Source organism: Bordetella ansorpii (assembly GCF_900078705.1).
In the GTDB taxonomy this organism is placed as follows: domain Bacteria; phylum Pseudomonadota; class Gammaproteobacteria; order Burkholderiales; family Burkholderiaceae_B; genus Bordetella; species Bordetella ansorpii_A.
Genome location: NZ_FKIF01000002.1, coordinates 868,809 through 883,902, shown reverse-complemented (window position 1 = coordinate 883,902; position 15,094 = coordinate 868,809). Strand labels below are relative to the sequence as shown.

General features: G+C 58.4%; 12 protein-coding genes and 1 pseudogene. 8 read left to right on the top strand and 5 right to left on the bottom strand.

All coding sequences use genetic code 11. The annotated features are described in order from the left end of the window. Positions 1–367: 367 nt before the first annotated feature. On the bottom strand, positions 368–925 hold the full coding sequence (locus A6745_RS07645) for a hypothetical protein (protein ID WP_082852944.1): 558 nt from the start codon (positions 923–925) through the stop codon (positions 368–370). Between the two features lie 102 nt (positions 926–1,027). Between A6745_RS07645 and A6745_RS28560 the strand changes: the two genes are divergently transcribed. Then, positions 1,028–2,251 carry a hypothetical protein gene (locus tag A6745_RS28560; RefSeq protein WP_156513309.1) on the top strand — a complete coding sequence of 408 codons (1,224 nt, stop codon included), beginning with the start codon at positions 1,028–1,030 and terminating at the stop codon, positions 2,249–2,251. Between the two features lie 315 nt (positions 2,252–2,566). On the opposite strand, the gene A6745_RS07625 is transcribed toward A6745_RS28560, so the two are convergent. From A6745_RS07625 to A6745_RS07615, 3 genes are all read right to left on the bottom strand, one after another. Next, positions 2,567–5,065 (bottom strand): S8 family peptidase, encoded by a 2,499-nt coding sequence (locus A6745_RS07625; RefSeq protein ID WP_066125311.1) that lies wholly within the window; start codon positions 5,063–5,065, stop codon positions 2,567–2,569. An 8-nt stretch (positions 5,066–5,073) separates the two neighbouring features. Then, the gene (locus A6745_RS07620) at positions 5,074–6,042 is read right to left on the bottom strand and encodes an AAA family ATPase (protein ID WP_231885931.1); all 969 of its coding nucleotides are present in this window, start codon (positions 6,040–6,042) and stop codon (positions 5,074–5,076) included. A gap of 167 nt (positions 6,043–6,209) precedes the next feature. Then, a complete protein-coding gene (locus A6745_RS07615) occupies positions 6,210–6,803 on the bottom strand; it encodes a DUF6088 family protein (RefSeq protein WP_066125305.1) in 594 nt (197 codons plus the stop codon). 161 nt (positions 6,804–6,964) lie between these two features. Between A6745_RS07615 and A6745_RS07610 the strand changes: the two genes are divergently transcribed. From A6745_RS07610 to A6745_RS07590, 6 genes and pseudogenes are all read left to right on the top strand, one after another. Beyond that, the gene (locus A6745_RS07610) at positions 6,965–7,660 is read left to right on the top strand and encodes a DUF6088 family protein (RefSeq protein ID WP_066125302.1); all 696 of its coding nucleotides are present in this window, start codon (positions 6,965–6,967) and stop codon (positions 7,658–7,660) included. Positions 7,661–8,048: 388 nt separating this feature from the next. Beyond that, positions 8,049–8,258 (top strand): annotated as a pseudogene (locus A6745_RS29675) (Arm DNA-binding domain-containing protein); the annotation flags it as partial. Positions 8,259–8,313: 55 nt separating this feature from the next. Then, positions 8,314–8,820, top strand: coding sequence for a tyrosine-type recombinase/integrase (locus A6745_RS29255; protein ID WP_066125297.1), 507 nt, complete (start codon positions 8,314–8,316; stop codon positions 8,818–8,820). Beyond that, positions 8,781–9,509 carry a tyrosine-type recombinase/integrase gene (locus A6745_RS29250; RefSeq protein ID WP_066125295.1) on the top strand — a complete coding sequence of 243 codons (729 nt, stop codon included), beginning with the start codon at positions 8,781–8,783 and terminating at the stop codon, positions 9,507–9,509. Before A6745_RS29255 ends, A6745_RS29250 begins: the two co-directional genes overlap by 40 nt. A gap of 993 nt (positions 9,510–10,502) precedes the next feature. Continuing rightward, entirely contained in the window at positions 10,503–11,717 is a 1,215-nt protein-coding gene (locus A6745_RS07595) for a site-specific DNA-methyltransferase (protein ID WP_082852942.1), read from the top strand. Continuing rightward, positions 11,707–13,032 carry a DNA adenine methylase gene (locus tag A6745_RS07590; protein ID WP_066125292.1) on the top strand — a complete coding sequence of 442 codons (1,326 nt, stop codon included), beginning with the start codon at positions 11,707–11,709 and terminating at the stop codon, positions 13,030–13,032. The genes A6745_RS07595 and A6745_RS07590 overlap by 11 nt, the downstream gene beginning before the upstream one ends. A gap of 9 nt (positions 13,033–13,041) precedes the next feature. Here A6745_RS07590 and A6745_RS28555 read toward each other — a convergent pair whose 3' ends face one another. Next, a complete protein-coding gene (locus tag A6745_RS28555) occupies positions 13,042–14,169 on the bottom strand; it encodes a phospholipase D family protein (protein WP_156513308.1) in 1,128 nt (375 codons plus the stop codon). A gap of 473 nt (positions 14,170–14,642) precedes the next feature. Here A6745_RS28555 and A6745_RS07585 point away from each other — a divergent pair, with 473 nt between their 5' ends. After that, positions 14,643–15,077: a HipA domain-containing protein gene (locus A6745_RS07585; protein ID WP_066125290.1), complete on the top strand. Its 435-nt coding sequence runs from the start codon at positions 14,643–14,645 to the stop codon at positions 15,075–15,077. Positions 15,078–15,094: the final 17 nt, after the last annotated feature.

The window sequence follows — 15,094 nt, the reverse complement described above, 5'->3', positions numbered from 1 at the left end:
CGGAATTGCCCGGAAACTGAAGGGACGCGGCGCCACGCCGCCGTCACAGGGTCGCAGACCGCGCCAGGCCGCAAGCATGCCAGACACGCGCCACCCTTGACGCGCGAGACCGACATGGCACGACGGCCGACACGCAAGGCCGCCCATTCTCCAACAGCAGACGGTGTGGAGGGAGTTGGCAAGCCCAGCGCGCAGGACCGAAGCTGGAGCGGGGGGGGCGTAAACCTCGGGGTTGTGGAAGGCCGGCGATAGCCAATCCCGTCAGGGATTAGCGGATGCCACAACCGTTACCCTCCCTGGCAACTTAGGGCTGCCTGGAAGCTGACGGGGAGCCCACAAAGGCAGCCTCGGCTGGGCTGGCCGAAAATCACCTCACGGTCTTCACAGTTTTCCGCACGGATTCGGCGTAATCCGGCCCCACCCCAATATCGCTCATCAACTGAAAAAAGGCGTCCGCGCACTCCGCCCCCCGCCCCGTCGAGCGGGCAAGCCTTCGCGCCATTTGCCGAATGGGCTCAAGGTCGCCGCTGGTAAAGTAGGCCGGGTCACCGACCGCGCGGGCCATTTCTTGCTTGATTTGGTCAGGCAGATCGGCGCCATGGATAAAGTAGCGTAGATACTTCAGAAAATTCCCGTGGCTGAATATCTCGTCCCCCAACGTACCATTGCCGGCGAATATCTCCATTCTGGATTTTTTTCCCCCGTTGTACTCGGGGTCGTCAAAATAGCGCAGGCGGTTGGCGGGAATGGCGTCGCGCCGCAACAGCATCGGCGCCAACTCTCCCGCCCTTTCACAAGAGCGGCGCAAATCATCATGTGAGCGCCAATTAAAATCTATCTCGCTCAGCAACGCCATTTCCTCGTCGGTCAATTCAATGGTTCCAAGCATTTCCCGCGCGCCGTCGTCTCGATGAACAAAAGGCATGCCATTGCCTCCGATATCCCACCAGCTCTTTAAATTCCATCCGCCCTCTGGAACAGATAAACTAAGACACGCGATCATCATACCCTCCGTGGATCGGGGCTTATGCATAAGACCACTTCCTTCCACCGACAGGATCTGTATGACAAGGTTTGGGAGACGCCACTGACGCGCCTGGCCGAGACTATCGGCGTCTCCGACGTGGCCTTGGCGAAGTCGTGCCGCAGAGCCGGCATTCCGCTTCCTGGACGTGGATACTGGGCAAAGGCTGAACGAGATCGCCCACGAAAACCGCCCCTGCCAAAGCTAAAGGACGATTACTACAAAGTCATCCACTTTCAAGTGGCCGGTGCTGATAATACCGACATACGGCCCATGACCAAGCGGGAAAGGTGCCAGCCCATCCCGGTACCCGCGCATCTCGACTCGCCGCACCCACTCGTTGCGAGAACCTTGAAGGAAGCGGCGAAAGCCAAAGATGGCGAGGGACATCTACCGCTGGAGCAAGGGCGCACGCTGGATATCCGGGTCTCCCCTGGCACGCTCGACCGGGCCGCGCGACTCCTGGACACCCTGATCAAAGCCTCTGAATCCAAGGGTCACGTCTGGCGTATCGCGGAGGATGGCCGCACAAGCGTCGCCGTGGATGGCGAAACCGTGCATATCCACCTCCACGAAAGGCTGCGGCGCCATGAGCTACCTCCGCCGCCGCCCAGGCCTCAAAGAGCGCGCGGAGCCCGCCCGTGGGAGCCAGACCTTGACGCCCTGCTCGCCTTTCGCACTCGTTACGAATGGCGCCCAACCGGGCTCTTGACCCTTGGCATCGATGGCCTCTGGTACACGCGCTCGGTCAGAAAGAACTGGAACGACACCGAGCACGGATCGCTTGACGATAAGCTCCACGAGGTGCTTGCCGGTTTCGCTCCCGCCGTCGTCGCCATCAAAGCCCACCGCGAGGAATACGAACGACGACGACAGGCCGAGGAGGAGCTGGCGGCTCGCCGACGAGAGGAGGAACAGCGCGTGGCGCACCAGCGCCATCTGCGCGCGCGGCTTGTGCGAGCCACCCAACAATGGGAGAAGGCGCAACGCCTGCGCGCATTCCGCGCGGCGGTTTCGGAGCGGCTGCGCGACTCGCCCGCAGACCAACGCGCCCGAGGAGAAGCTTGGCTGCGATGGGTTGGAGAGCAAATCGACAGGCTCGATCCCCTCCACGGCGACCTGTCCGATCTCATCGAACTCGACCCACCATCCTGCATCCCCTCCGAGCACGGCGCGCCTGGTGGCGGTGAATGGGATTGGTGGTCGATGAAACGAGGGGAACGCTAACCCAAGCGTCGTGCGAGGCCGCGCGCACCCTTCATAAAATCCGAAGGCTGGAAGGCGGGCGCGGCCATACTAACAGCTCAGCATCATCAATTCCATCGGATGGGCAAGCGCAGCGCGCAGGCTTGCTAGGGCTGGAAGCGTCATGGGATCAAAGCCGGACTGGCCACGGCGCGGCAGGCGAGCTTGACGGCGACGCACCGTGACCCTAGGTTTGATCAAGGTGGCGAACGACTGGAATCAGTGAGACGGCAGCCGCGGATGCCAGCGAGGGGTGTGCGCCTTCCCTCTATCGAGGAAAAGCGAACGCCACTCAAATCAGGTGCCGACCTCTACCACTGCGGGCACGATTTGGGCGGCGACCGCCGCATAGATGTCCTGCTCGATTTCCGGCGTTTCGATAGCGATGAGCAAGGCGTAATGCGCAGGTTGGTTGTACCGCTTGTGACCCGGCCGGGTTTTCCACCAGCCGCCCGACGGATAGACTGCGATCTGCCCACGGTTAGCCAGGTCGGCCGCTGTTCCTTCCCAGATGTCCGCGTGTAGCGAGCCGCGACGGCGCTGCACATCGCCCAGCACCCAGCCCTGGTCGGCGTTGGCGCGCGCATAGTCCGCATCCCGGGCGAGCCGATTGATACGCGCCCGGAACACAGCGTCGGTCTCCGCGCGGCGCCGCACGTCGAAGCGCAGACCATGCGACTGGTAGGAATACTTGTCCTGGAACCCACGCTCCCCCGGATTGGGCTCGATGAAATACGACAAGGTGACCCGCATCTTGACCGGCGTTTCGCCCAGCGCCAAGAGGATGTCGCGCGGCCAAGGTAAATCGTGCAGGTGCATGTCCTGTGTCTGCACTGCCGCGCTGCCTTGCCGCGTGAAGGGCTGCAGGGTGTCCTGCACCAGCAGCGTAAGCGCGTGGCGACCACTCCATAGCGCTCGCGACAGATCGGGCACGCCGTAGCCGCAGTACCGCATCAGGTTAGCAGTGCGCTGCGTGCGTGTCGCACCCACGCAATACGCCTGCAACATGGCCGGCGTCCAACGCGCGGAATGCACCATCAGCGCACGCACCGTTTCCGGCCAGAGTTCCGGATATGTCCGCATGATTTGACCCGCCATGTTGGCGGCCAGGGCGGTCGCGGCGCTGGTAGCCCACGAGACTGTCAGCAGGCGTTGCGCCGGTTCGTGGCTGGTGGTCAGCAAGGACAGGCTGGGAAAACTGCTGGCGAAATCGCCATCGCGGCCCGCGTTGCCGCCCTCGAACACCACGTCGGGCTTCCACGGCCAGTCATTGTCCCAATTCACCGACGTGCTCGAAAACGGGCTCAGGCAGCCGCGCGGCGCGATGGGTTGGTAGTGCTGCGCGTCCTGTTCCTCGATTTGCAGCTTGTCGGTATAGGCGCCGACAGTCAGCGCGTTCCAGGCCTGGCCGGGAGCCTCGATGCCGTACTCGGGACGGGCGAAGCTGCCCGGGTATCCCGCCCAGGCCTCGGTCGGCTGGATATTGCCCGCCGCGATGCAGAACAGGCGGCGCGTCTGTCCATCATTGATCCAGTCCGACGCCAAGCTGTCCACTGCGGCCGACCAAGCCGACGGCCGGCCGCGGTCGCGTCCCTGCTCGGAAGAAATCGCCAGGCAAAACACACGGCGCAAATCGGGTGCCCGGGCTTCAGGCTGGGCCACAGCGTCGATGGTCAAGCTGCCAAAGTCCTTGTCCTCATTGCCGTGGTCGGCATGCAATAGCTTGACGGACTCCAGGCGATGCGTCAGCGTGACCGGCTCGTCGTGCCCCAGGGCTTGCACCAAATCGCCATACAGCGCCAGTCCGGCCAACTCGGTGCCGTGCCCGGCGTTGTCGGCCGTTCCCCAGCCCGGATTGACCGTCAAAGTGCCCGTGTCTTCCAAGACGGATTGGGCAAGTAGCGGATGGGCGCGCGTCAGACCGGTGTCGAGCAGGCAGACAACCGGGGCATCATCGTCGGGAACGACGATGCGCGCTGCCAGGCTCTCGACCCACTCCGCCTGATCGGCGACGTTCATTTCATCGAAGAACGCGGCGGTATCGCGCGCCCGCCGGATCTCGGCCATCAAGCTCAATAACACAGGCTGCTGGAGTTGGTTGCGGGTGGCGTGCACACGCACGACGATCCGCTCGGGAAATGTGACGCTCGACCTGCTGACCTGCACACCCGCCGCCTGGGCCACCCGGCGAAAGTCATCAAGCAAAGCTGTACGGCGAGGAGAGCGCGATAACCAGACTTCCCACCAGACCGCCAGATCGGCGCTTGCCGGCAACAACTCGGGATCATCGGTCCATAGTGCCTCGAAGGCCGCAACACGGATGTTCTGAATCGCGTCGATCAAGGGACGGGAATCGAGCGCGCGCAGCCCATCATCCGATCGCCGTTCCTCGATATACGCCTGGATCTTCTTCTCGAAGAATGTCAACTTGCCTTGCGGCACCCACGCGGTGGCCAGCGTCACGCCGTCGTTTTGCTGACGGACGTTCGACAGTTCGATGCCTTGGCGGCTATCGGCTAGGCTGGCGGCAAGCAGCTCGGCATCCGCGAAACTCGCGAACTCGATATTTAGGCCGATACCCGTCTCCAGATCGGCATCATCGAAGACAGGGGCCAGGGCTTGCTCGGCCTCACGCACGGTCTGTAACTGTGCCATCAAGGCGGGGCCGTGGGTTGCCCGATCCCGATGGGGTGCGGCCGCCGTTCGTCCTCCGCTGCTCGGGGATGTGAAGCGTTCAGCGTTGCGTGTCTGGGTGGGAAAGAGATGCCGGCGGCGTTGTTCGTTGTTCTCGGCCATAAATCTCGCTATGGAATAGGGCTTAACCTACGCTGTCCACGTTCACGCATGGTCTGCCGATTCGCCAGCATCCGACGTAATCCTTGTTCATCCACGGTCTGCACGTCGTGCATGACAGCATCCTTGATGGCATCGTGGACCGCGCGAACAATGTCAGCATGACTCAAGCCCTGAGCGGCTTCGACCAGAACTTTCCAATTCATCCTTTTGGGGGTGAACCGATTCAGGCGTATCCGCAGCACTTCTTTGATCTGCGCGTCGTCCGGCAGGTGATACTCGATCACGTCGTCGAAACGGCGAAACAGAGCGTAGTCGAGGATCTCGGCATGATTCGTGGCCGCTATGATGAGACTAGCCGAATCGTCCTGCTCGATCATCATCAGAAAACTGTTCAGGATGCGCCGCACTTCGCCCACATCATTGGCCATTCCGCGCTGGCTTCCGATCGCATCGAACTCGTCGAAGAAGTAGACGCCACGCACGGCCGTGAGAGCGTCGAAGATCATGCGCAGCTTGGCGGCCGTCTCTCCCATGTACTTGGTAATCAGGCCTTCCAGGCGAACGAGAAAGAGTGGAATGCCCAGTTCGCCCGCGAGCGTGGCCGCCGTCAGCGTCTTGCCGGTACCCGGCGGTCCCACCAAGAGAATCTTGCGCCGGGGATGCAGGCCGTGGTCGCGCAGTTTGGAAAAATGCCGCTGCTCCTTGATGACCTGATGCAGACTCTCGGCGATGGACGTGTCCAGCACCATGTCGGCCAAGCGGTTCTTCGGATAACTGACCTGCAGCAGGGAAGCCAGCTCGCCCCTGGGCTTGGCAATGGGAGTCGGCGCGGCGTCCGACGCCTCAAGATGCTGCTGGGACTTGGCCGAGTCGATGAGCCTGCGCAACTCGTCGGCGAGCCGAGTGTGTCCCTGCTTGGCTTCGTGAGCCGCCAGTTGCATGGCGATGGCGTAAAAGTGCCTGTCGTCCCGATCCATGTGGGACTTCAAGAGCGCTTTCAGATGATCGCCGCTAGCCATGACTTCAATGTCGCCGATAAGAAATAGAAATACGAATGTAGATAAGGCAATCGTAGCATCGCAACGTTCGCCGTGCGATGCGGCAACGGGCCGCGTAGCGACGCTTGCTCAAATCGAAGCAGTATTCAGCCACGTGCGGCTTCGCCAATGGCCTGCGCCATCCAGCCGGGCAGCGTCGCACGCGCCGATGCCAGCGCCTGCCATTCGGACTGAGAAAGAACGCGGCGTAGCGATGCCAGCGATTCGTTGGCATGCGCCGGGCCAATCCAAGCCAGGGCGCGCACGGCTGCGCCAGCCGGCCGCGTGCCCTGCGCCAGCATCCAGTAGGGCGCGTGCTTCATCAGCACTTCCAAGCGCCCGAGCTTCAGCTTCCGGGTGCGGCCGGAAGTTAGATAAACCTCGCGAATAGGCACCTGCTGCGTCAGACCCAGGCTATTGGCGGCGCTGGCGCCATGCGGCACGACGATTTCGCCGCTCTGCGCCGCCAATGCCTCAACAACCTTCTCAGGAGCGGGTGCGCGTGAGCCGAACCGGCTGGAAACCGGGGCGGCGTACGTGCCACGCGTCACGCGCAGCAACTTGCCGGTCTTGGCTAGCCGCGAGAATGCCTGATCCACCGCCGACCGGCTGCCCAGGTGCAGGAACTCCTTGGGCGACAGCACGCCTCCCTCGGGAAGGGCTTGCGCTTGTCGCAGGATGGTTTCGGGCAGCGTATTCATGGGGCACTCTCTATGAGAGAATCAGCATACCACTTTCTGACATTATGGCGTTGACATCAATGAGTAGGCCTTAGCAGCTCCATTCGAAAAACAACTACAAATTTCGGACAATCTTGTTATGAGTCCGAAAAGCATGTACAAATATCGGACAGAGGTATTCTATGAAGGGTATCAAAGCCCAGCTCATGGCCCACATTGACGCGGCCTCTCCCAGCCGAGTGTGGGTGCCGGCCGATTTTTCTCACTTTGGCGGTCGTGACGCCGTGGACAAGGCGCTCCAACGCTTGGTTGCGGCTGGCCAGCTTCGTCGCATCGACCGTGGCCTGTACGACCGACCCAGGGTGAACAACCTGACCAAGAAGACAGCGGCCTCGGACTACCGCGCCGTGGTGGATGCGATCGCACGCCGCGACCAACTGCGCCTGCTGGTCGATGGCATGACCGCTGCCAACGACCTGGGACTGACGGACGCGGTGCCCGCACATGTCACCATCCATACCGACGCACGCCGGCGCACCATCCAGCTCGACAACCTGACCATCACATTCAAGCTCACAGCTCCGAGCCGCCTGTATTGGGCCGGTCGCCCCGCCATGCGCGTCGTACAAGCACTGCATTGGCTCAAGGACACCCTGCCTGCGGACACGCAACGTATCGCCAAGCGATTGGCCCAACTGCTCACCGATACACAAGGCGACACCATCCGCCAGGACTTGATGGCAGGTTTCAACACGCTGCCGGCATGGATGCAAGCCATTATCCGTGAACTACCTGGCTGCGATCCGCTGGCTGGAGAATCTGGCGCGCCGACGGCTGTCTCTGCCAGACGTCGCCAACGTGCCGAGGCACTGGCATGACCGCCGCCCGCCTGGGCACAGCGGTTCAGAACGTCGAAAAGGTTTTTGGGGTAGGCAAAATCACCTCTCCCGCCCTGATGTTTTGCAAGCCGTAGCATTAACCTACTTGCGAACGGAAACCACCATTCCCTAGAATGTTCCCTCGGTATCAACCACTTTTGAAAAGGTCCTTTATCCATGCTGGCTTACGATCATTTTTCGATCGTGCCCCAGCCACCACCCCCCCTTTCCCATCCGGTTTCACCAAGTCCCGTTTTCGCCATAAAAACAAGGACTTGCAGCAGAAACCTGTCCCATTGCGTCGCATTCGGTTCCGCCGAATTTCAGGGTTTTGTTCCCTGGCGCGTTCCCTTACCGTATCCCTTGTCTTTCCAGGGTACACGGGAGCATGGCGATGAAACTCACTGCGAAAGCCATTGAACTGGCTCAGCCTGCGGACAAAGAATATATGCTGTCCGATGGGGACAAGCTCTATCTTCGCGTCCATCCGAGCGGCGGCAAGAGCTGGCTGTTCAACTATCTCAGCGTCGACGGTAGGCGGGTCAAGCTGACGCTGGGTCCCTACCCGGAGATCTCTCTGGCCGGTGCCCGAGACCTCGCGGCGGAACAGCGGCGGCACCTTGCCATGGGAAAGGATCCTCGCGTCAGAAAGCATGAAGAAACGCCAGGAAGCCGTGCGCCAGGCGCTGGCCACCTTCGAGAAGGTGGCGCGCGAGTGGCATGCTCACGCGACCGAGCTGCACGAGTGGAGCGAGAGCTACAGCCAGAAGATTCTTCGGCAGCTGGAACTGTATGCCTTTCCCAAGCTGGGGCGCCACCCCATCAATACCCTCAGCCAGATGGACGTCCTGCAATGCCTGGAGGCCGTTTCCCTCGCCGGTACCAGGGAGACCGCCATCCGGTTGCGCGAGAGCCTGCAGCGCGTCTACGCCAGGGCGGTCACCGTCGGTGTGCTGGAGCCAGGCAAGAACTTCATGGCCAAGAGCGTGGCCGACTTCAAGTTGCGCACGCCGAGGGTGAAGCACTATGCCACCATGCTCGACCCGGAGAAGATCGACAGCTTCTGCGTGATATCCGCGGCTACAAGGGCCACTACACCGTCTGCTGCGCTCTGCAGATCATGCCCTACGTGTTCCAGCGGCCCGGCCAGATACGCATGATGGAGTGGGAACAACTCGACCTGGATGCCGGCATCTGGACCTGCCCGCCGCACATCATGAAGCTGCGGGAGATTCACAAGTTCAATAATCAGACGCCGCCGCACATCGCGCCGCTGCCGCGTCAGGTCATCGAGATCCTTACCCGTTTGCACACGATCACCGGCCCGTCCGGGCCTGTGTTCAAGAGCGTATCCCGTCGGCGAGGGAAAGATGGCTTCTCTCGGTACATCTCGAACAACACGATGAACAGCGCGCTACGCGCCTTGGGCTACGACACCCAGCAGGACATCACCGGGCATGGTTTCAGGGCGATGGCCCGAACGCTGATCCGCGAAAAGCTCGGTTGGGACAGGGAACTGATCGAAAAGCACCTGGCGCATGTGTCGGATGAGGAACTGAGTGATGCCTACGACCGAACCCGCTTCATCGAACAGCGCCATGCAATGGCGCAGGCATGGGCGGACTACCTGGACCAATTGGCGGACAACAAAATACCACCGGCCCGGCGCTTCACCCCTGCGCTATTAGTCAGAAGCCCCCCTCGACATCGACGACGGCCTCTCTGCCTCGCCGCCTACGCTTCAATAGCGTACTTGGCGCACCTTGGCACCCAGGGCACTGGTAATGGTCTTGCAGGACTCAACGTCAGCCTGGGCTTGGCAAGACAACGCTATATGAGTACGACTTGAGGGAAGCATCAGTGGCGGCTACCGGCCGTCTCTATCTCTACCGATTTGACCGGCATTAGTCCTGGGGCAACGGCTTGATCACCCGCTTGCCCGCGCCGTAGGTGCGATCGCCGACGACCGCCTGTGTCTGCGTGCCGGCCAACGGGCGTAGGCATCTTCCAAGTGGTGGGCCTCGCACAGCGTAAGAAAACTCGTTGGGATTGTCCAGCGCACATCGACTGCGAAGTCGGTCTTCCACTTCGGCTACGTCGATGGTTTGCGGCGCGACTTTTACCCAGCGCTGTGTTGATACGCCCGAAGTGAGATCGATGCGAAAGTCGTCGAAAACGCTCGGTAGCTCGCGCCAGGGAAAGTAGGCGCGCTCACGGTGCAGCACTGCTTCAACGACCGGCAGTTGTCGCGTACGGCTACGCCGATATGGCCCTTGCGGGCTGGCCACCAGGGGTTGGCCCTGAACTGTCAACAATGGCGTAACGGTGGCGTGCGCAGAACTGTGGTTGTCTACAGCCCACAACCATCGCTCATTCCTTCAACTGATGGCACGTCATAGTTGCTCATGAAGACGTAGAGGCGACTAGGATGGCGCTGGAAATCATCAGGCACAGACCGGCATGGTGGTTGACTCGTTCTACAAGGAAATAAGTCGGTCGCTTCTGGCGATCTGATTGGCGCCAGGCCAAAACTATGATATTATCATTATGTTAATATCATGATGATAATATAATGTGTCTCGGCCCAAAAAGAACTCTCAAGTCAGGCACGCCATGTGCGAGCGCTTTGTTCATGCCATGGATCAATTGAAATTGACCCCTTCAGAACTGTCTCGAAAGCTGGGGTATAGCAACTCGGCTACCATTTCAAGGCTGCAGCGGGGCGAAACGTTTGTCGACGTTGAGCGGCTCTATCTACTCTCCCAACTCCGTGCTCCTGACGGCTCGAAAATTGACCTAAATTGGCTAATTACAGGGCAAAACTATTCGGACGAGTAATCGCATGACATTTAATGAAGAAAGTGACCAATCGTTGGTCGAAAGGAATGGCATAACTTATCCGAATGGAAGCGCGAAAATCATTCCTCGAGTCGAGAAGTGGTCCGCCGGCCAGCAAGGCACCGGCAACATGTTGATTCATGGAGACAATCTCGAAGTGCTCAACGATCTAGCCGATTGTTATACGGGTGCGGTGCAATGTATTTACCTTGACCCGCCGTACAACAATGGCGAAAGTTATCAGCACTATTTTGACAGCATGGGTCACGAGCAGTGGTTGTCTGCTGTAACTGATCGACTCAAGAAAGCTAGACCGTTGCTCGCAGAAACGGGGAGTGTCTGGATATCTATTGATGATTCAGAGTTGCATTATCTTAAGGTCGCCGCCGATGGTGTGTTTGGGCGAGAAAATTTCGTGGGAACCATCATCTGGGAGCGTCGCACGACTCGTGAGAATAGGCGCATGCTTTCCATGAATCACGAATATTTGCTAGTTTACGCAAAAAATTTACCTACTTGGGAACGGCACAGAAACACCCTTCCTCTTACTGAGAGCGTAACACTGAGATATCAAAACCCGGACGCCGACCCGAGGGGACCGTGGCAATCTGTATCCGCGAATGTGCAAGATGGGCATGCCACACCGCAACAATTTTATTCAATAAAATCACCTCGCGGTCTCGTCCACAATCCCCCAAAAGGAAGATGCTGGGTATATGCTCAACCCAAAATGTTGCAGGAGATTGCAAAAAACAACATCTGGTTTGGTAAGGACGGGTTGGGTGTGCCAAGAATAAAACGGTTTTTATGCGATCGAAAAGACGGTCTCACACCGGAAACTTTGTGGCGAGCTGAAGAGGTGGGGACGACCAGTAGTGCAAAAAAACACCTCGTGGAATTGTTCAATTCCAAGACCTTATTCGACACGCCTAAGCCAGAGGCACTTTTACATAGAATACTGCATATTGCTACGAATCCGGGGGATTTGGTAGTCGATGCATATTTGGGCTCTGGTACAACGGCCGCTGTCGCCCACAAAATGGGGCGCCAATACATCGGCATCGAGAACGGCGAGCATATAAAGACGCACTGCGCCTACAGGCTGAAGAAAGTAATTGCGGGCGAGACCGGAGGCATCTCTGGGCTAGTCGGATGGGCGGGCGGGGGCGGATACGATTTCTTCAAACATACTCGTTCGAGTCGGAACAATGCTGCCTAGTGCTTTCCGTCCGATTTATTATTTAGGGTGTAAAACGGAGTTCTCGGAGTCAATCAAGGCTGCAATCGACCACGTGGATCCTAGCGGGGGGAGGCTGGGCGATCTGTTCGCGGGAACCGGTGCTGTCGCTGCGGCACTTGCCGCTACCCGCGAGGTCGTAACAGTGGACATCCAAGAGTATTCCCGCGTGCTTTGCTCCGCGGTGCTCAATCCGAGGTTGAAAATTGAGAATATAAAGAAAATTCTTTCGGATGTGCAGACCGATGAGCGCACACAACGACTGTATTGGTGTTTCGAGCCACTAATTACGTATGAAAACTTCGCAATTAAGCGTGCACAAGAGGGGCAAGCGGAAGCGCTAATTGAATTAATTGAATCTTGGCCGATTGCCGCAATCAATGAATTTTACAATTCGGCCTCTATACTCGATGAAAAGCATCGTGAAGTAATTAATCGGCTGAAAGAAGCTCGGCTTTGGGATTCGCCAGATTCCACGGTTTCCCGGCTTTTTGGCGGTGTTTATTTTTCATATGAGCAATCAGTTGCCCTTGACTCGATACTTGTGCGAGCCAATTCGGGAGGGGACGATCAACGAGATACGCTGGTGGCAGCAGCTCTTAGTACGGCTAGTGCGCTCGTTAATACTGTTGGTAAGCATTTCGCACAGCCGCTACGTCCTCGGCACAAGTCTGGTCTAGTGAAATCTAGCACCGTTCGCGTCGCTTGCCGAGATAGGACTTTAGACGCGCTGCGAACATACGAAAGTTGGTTGGGCAAATATGCCGGCCTGTGCCCTGCCGTTGGTCGCTCTTTATCCGTTCGACAAGATTATTTGGGGAGCATTGATCAACTGGGTTCTTCACTGTCTGTCCTTTATGCAGACCCACCTTACACACGCGACCATTACAGCCGCTTCTATCACGTGCTCGAAACGATGTGCCTGCGCGACAATCCGACTTATTCGGAAGTAAAAAAAGGCGACGTTGTGGCAGTGAGCCGAGGCTTATATCGTGAGGACCGGCATCAATCGGATTTTTGTGTGAGAAGTCTTGCCCCAGCAGCTTTCGATAGACTTTTTGAAAAAGCCCAGGGTCATAATTTACCTTTAGTCTTATCCTATTCTCCACACGAGGCTGGCGATGGGACTCACCCTCGAGTGGTTTCTATGAACCAAATCATGGAGATAGCGCGAAAGCACTACCAGCGCGTGGAAATCGAATCAATTGTAGGATCGACGCATAATATCCTGAATCGAAGTAGTCTTAAGCTAAAAACGCGCGAGCACGCCGAGGTTATTCTGAAATGCTTCCTGTAAGAGGCGGCATCAGGGCGCCAGTGTTGCTGTAGTAACCGGAAGGAGGTTGACGGGCGCTGCCGGCCACGACGCACGTAATTCATCGCCAGTGACTCGCTTCTCGCGCATAAACCGCCTGCCGCGTCCAATAGCACCGAGAAGGTTGCTCAATTGGGTATGGGCAGGTGAATCTACCGGAACTATGGTGTATCGGAAGGAACGTCTGTCGAGTTTGGTTGCGACTAAAATAAGGCGGCCATCATCGGCGCCGATCTGGTAAGGAAATCCAGCCATGGCGCGGAGTTCCAAGCGATAATTCTGGCTTTCGTTCGTAAACAATCGGATTTTTTCTGTCTGTCCGAGGTGATTTTCTAACGAAACGTGTTGAAGTAGCACATCCTTAGCCACGCCCGCAAATCCAAAAAATTGCGATAGCGCGGTTTTCCCAACATCTGCTTGGCCTGGCCGGTTTTTGGGAAGCTCGCGGACAAGGATATCCAGCACCTCGAAGGTTTCGTCATCCACAGGAACAGGTGCAGCGCCCCTCCCCGCACCTGGCAACCTGCCACTCGAATACCGCACGAGGCCATTGGCCATCGCACGAGCCCTAACCTGCTCATCGTTCAGCAACCGAAGATTTTGAGCTGTTCTTTGCGTGGCGGACCAATCACGAAGCTCCTGCACCGTGGAGCGTGCTGCGGCCCCGTGCAGCACATGAACACCGAATGCTTCCCAATTGCCAGGAGCTTGTGCGGCGGCGGAGACGATACCAAGCCCCCTCGTCGTCAGATTGCCCGACCCTGCTATCAACCGTACCTCATCGCCATGACGAAACCACACAAATTTTGGATGAAACGTGCTGGCTGGATGTTCATGGATAAACACTTCTGCGGTCAGTGCGCTGCGAGAGCGAGTGCGCGTACCTTCTATGCAAAGCAGTGCTTCAGCGTTGGTAATCGCATCGATTCCTACCACGAGGTGGAAGGGCTTCCGTTGTCGAAGCATGTCCGCTACGCCTGGGACTTGAAAAAATGCATCGACGCCACCGGAAGAGGCGAAAGCGAACATCGCTGCGCCTTCGTCTGCACCATTGGCAGCCCTCTCAATCGCGTCAAGGAATGCGGCGCTTCCCGGCTGCTGAAAACAAAACGAATGCATACTCCCTCTCTCCGAGTCGCTCGGTGTCAAATTTTAATGGGGCCGCTCCAACCGCCTACAAGCCGATACCCAAACATGCAGTTTCGGGTGTTCTTGCTCAGCTCGGGGGGCTTTGACGGTAGCCCGCTTCGCTACATTAGTACATTTTGCAATACTTTGGGGCTTTGCGGTTCGATCACTTCCGCTTGCTTGCCGGGACTCCGTCCCTAAACTGTTCCCCTAACTCCGCTGGCTTTTGAAAAAGTTCAATGTTTATGCTGGTTCCCAAGCCTTTTGGGATCGTGCCCCAGACAAAGAATTCGATGCCCAGCCCTAAGAGCTGGGCATTTTCATTTGTGCCTCAAGGACTTAGGTGAGAAATCTCACCCATTAGCGTCTCAAGCCGTACCGTTACATCCCACGTTCGGTTGTAGCCCAACCTGTACCCAAGAATGGTTTCGTAGAAAACGGAAGGCGGTCTGCGTACCCCGTCTGTGTCAGCGCAAGGGTACAACCTGCTGCGATTCTTCGAGCAAGTCGCTTTCAGCATCATGGTCCGCAACGGTGATGGCCATCTGAAGAACTATGGTGTGCTGTACCGTTCGGCCAGCGAGGCCTGGTTGGCTCCCATGTTCGACGTCGTAACGACCGCAGTCTATCGGTATGCCCGCTACGACGGGGGGCCAGAACTGGAAGACAGGACGATGGCGCTGAAGCTTTTTGCCGGCAAGCACCAGACGAAGACCTATCCCACTGAAGACGAGTTGCTGCGGTTCGGCAGCAAGGTATGCGGGGTCAGCAATCCTCGCGAAGTGCTGCGCCGCATCGGTGAAGGCATGTCCGCCGCCATGCGCCAGGCGCAAGGCGATGAACGCATCCCCCGGGCACTGCGTACTGATATGGCCCGGGCCTGGCAGATGTCAGCCTGAAGCTTGGGCACACAATG

Coding starts and splice junctions, on each gene's coding strand:
- A6745_RS07645 (WP_082852944.1), bottom strand. CDS start 925: ATGCCTTTTGTTCATCGAGACGACGGCGCGCGGGAAATGCTTGGAACC.
- A6745_RS28560 (WP_156513309.1), top strand. CDS start 1,028: ATGCATAAGACCACTTCCTTCCACCGACAGGATCTGTATGACAAGGTT.
- A6745_RS07625 (WP_066125311.1), bottom strand. CDS start 5,065: ATGGCCGAGAACAACGAACAACGCCGCCGGCATCTCTTTCCCACCCAG.
- A6745_RS07620 (WP_231885931.1), bottom strand. CDS start 6,042: ATGGATCGGGACGACAGGCACTTTTACGCCATCGCCATGCAACTGGCG.
- A6745_RS07615 (WP_066125305.1), bottom strand. CDS start 6,803: ATGAATACGCTGCCCGAAACCATCCTGCGACAAGCGCAAGCCCTTCCC.
- A6745_RS07610 (WP_066125302.1), top strand. CDS start 6,965: ATGAAGGGTATCAAAGCCCAGCTCATGGCCCACATTGACGCGGCCTCT.
- A6745_RS29255 (WP_066125297.1), top strand. CDS start 8,314: ATGAAGAAACGCCAGGAAGCCGTGCGCCAGGCGCTGGCCACCTTCGAG.
- A6745_RS29250 (WP_066125295.1), top strand. CDS start 8,781: ATGCCCTACGTGTTCCAGCGGCCCGGCCAGATACGCATGATGGAGTGG.
- A6745_RS07595 (WP_082852942.1), top strand. CDS start 10,503: ATGACATTTAATGAAGAAAGTGACCAATCGTTGGTCGAAAGGAATGGC.
- A6745_RS07590 (WP_066125292.1), top strand. CDS start 11,707: ATGCTGCCTAGTGCTTTCCGTCCGATTTATTATTTAGGGTGTAAAACG.
- A6745_RS28555 (WP_156513308.1), bottom strand. CDS start 14,169: ATGCATTCGTTTTGTTTTCAGCAGCCGGGAAGCGCCGCATTCCTTGAC.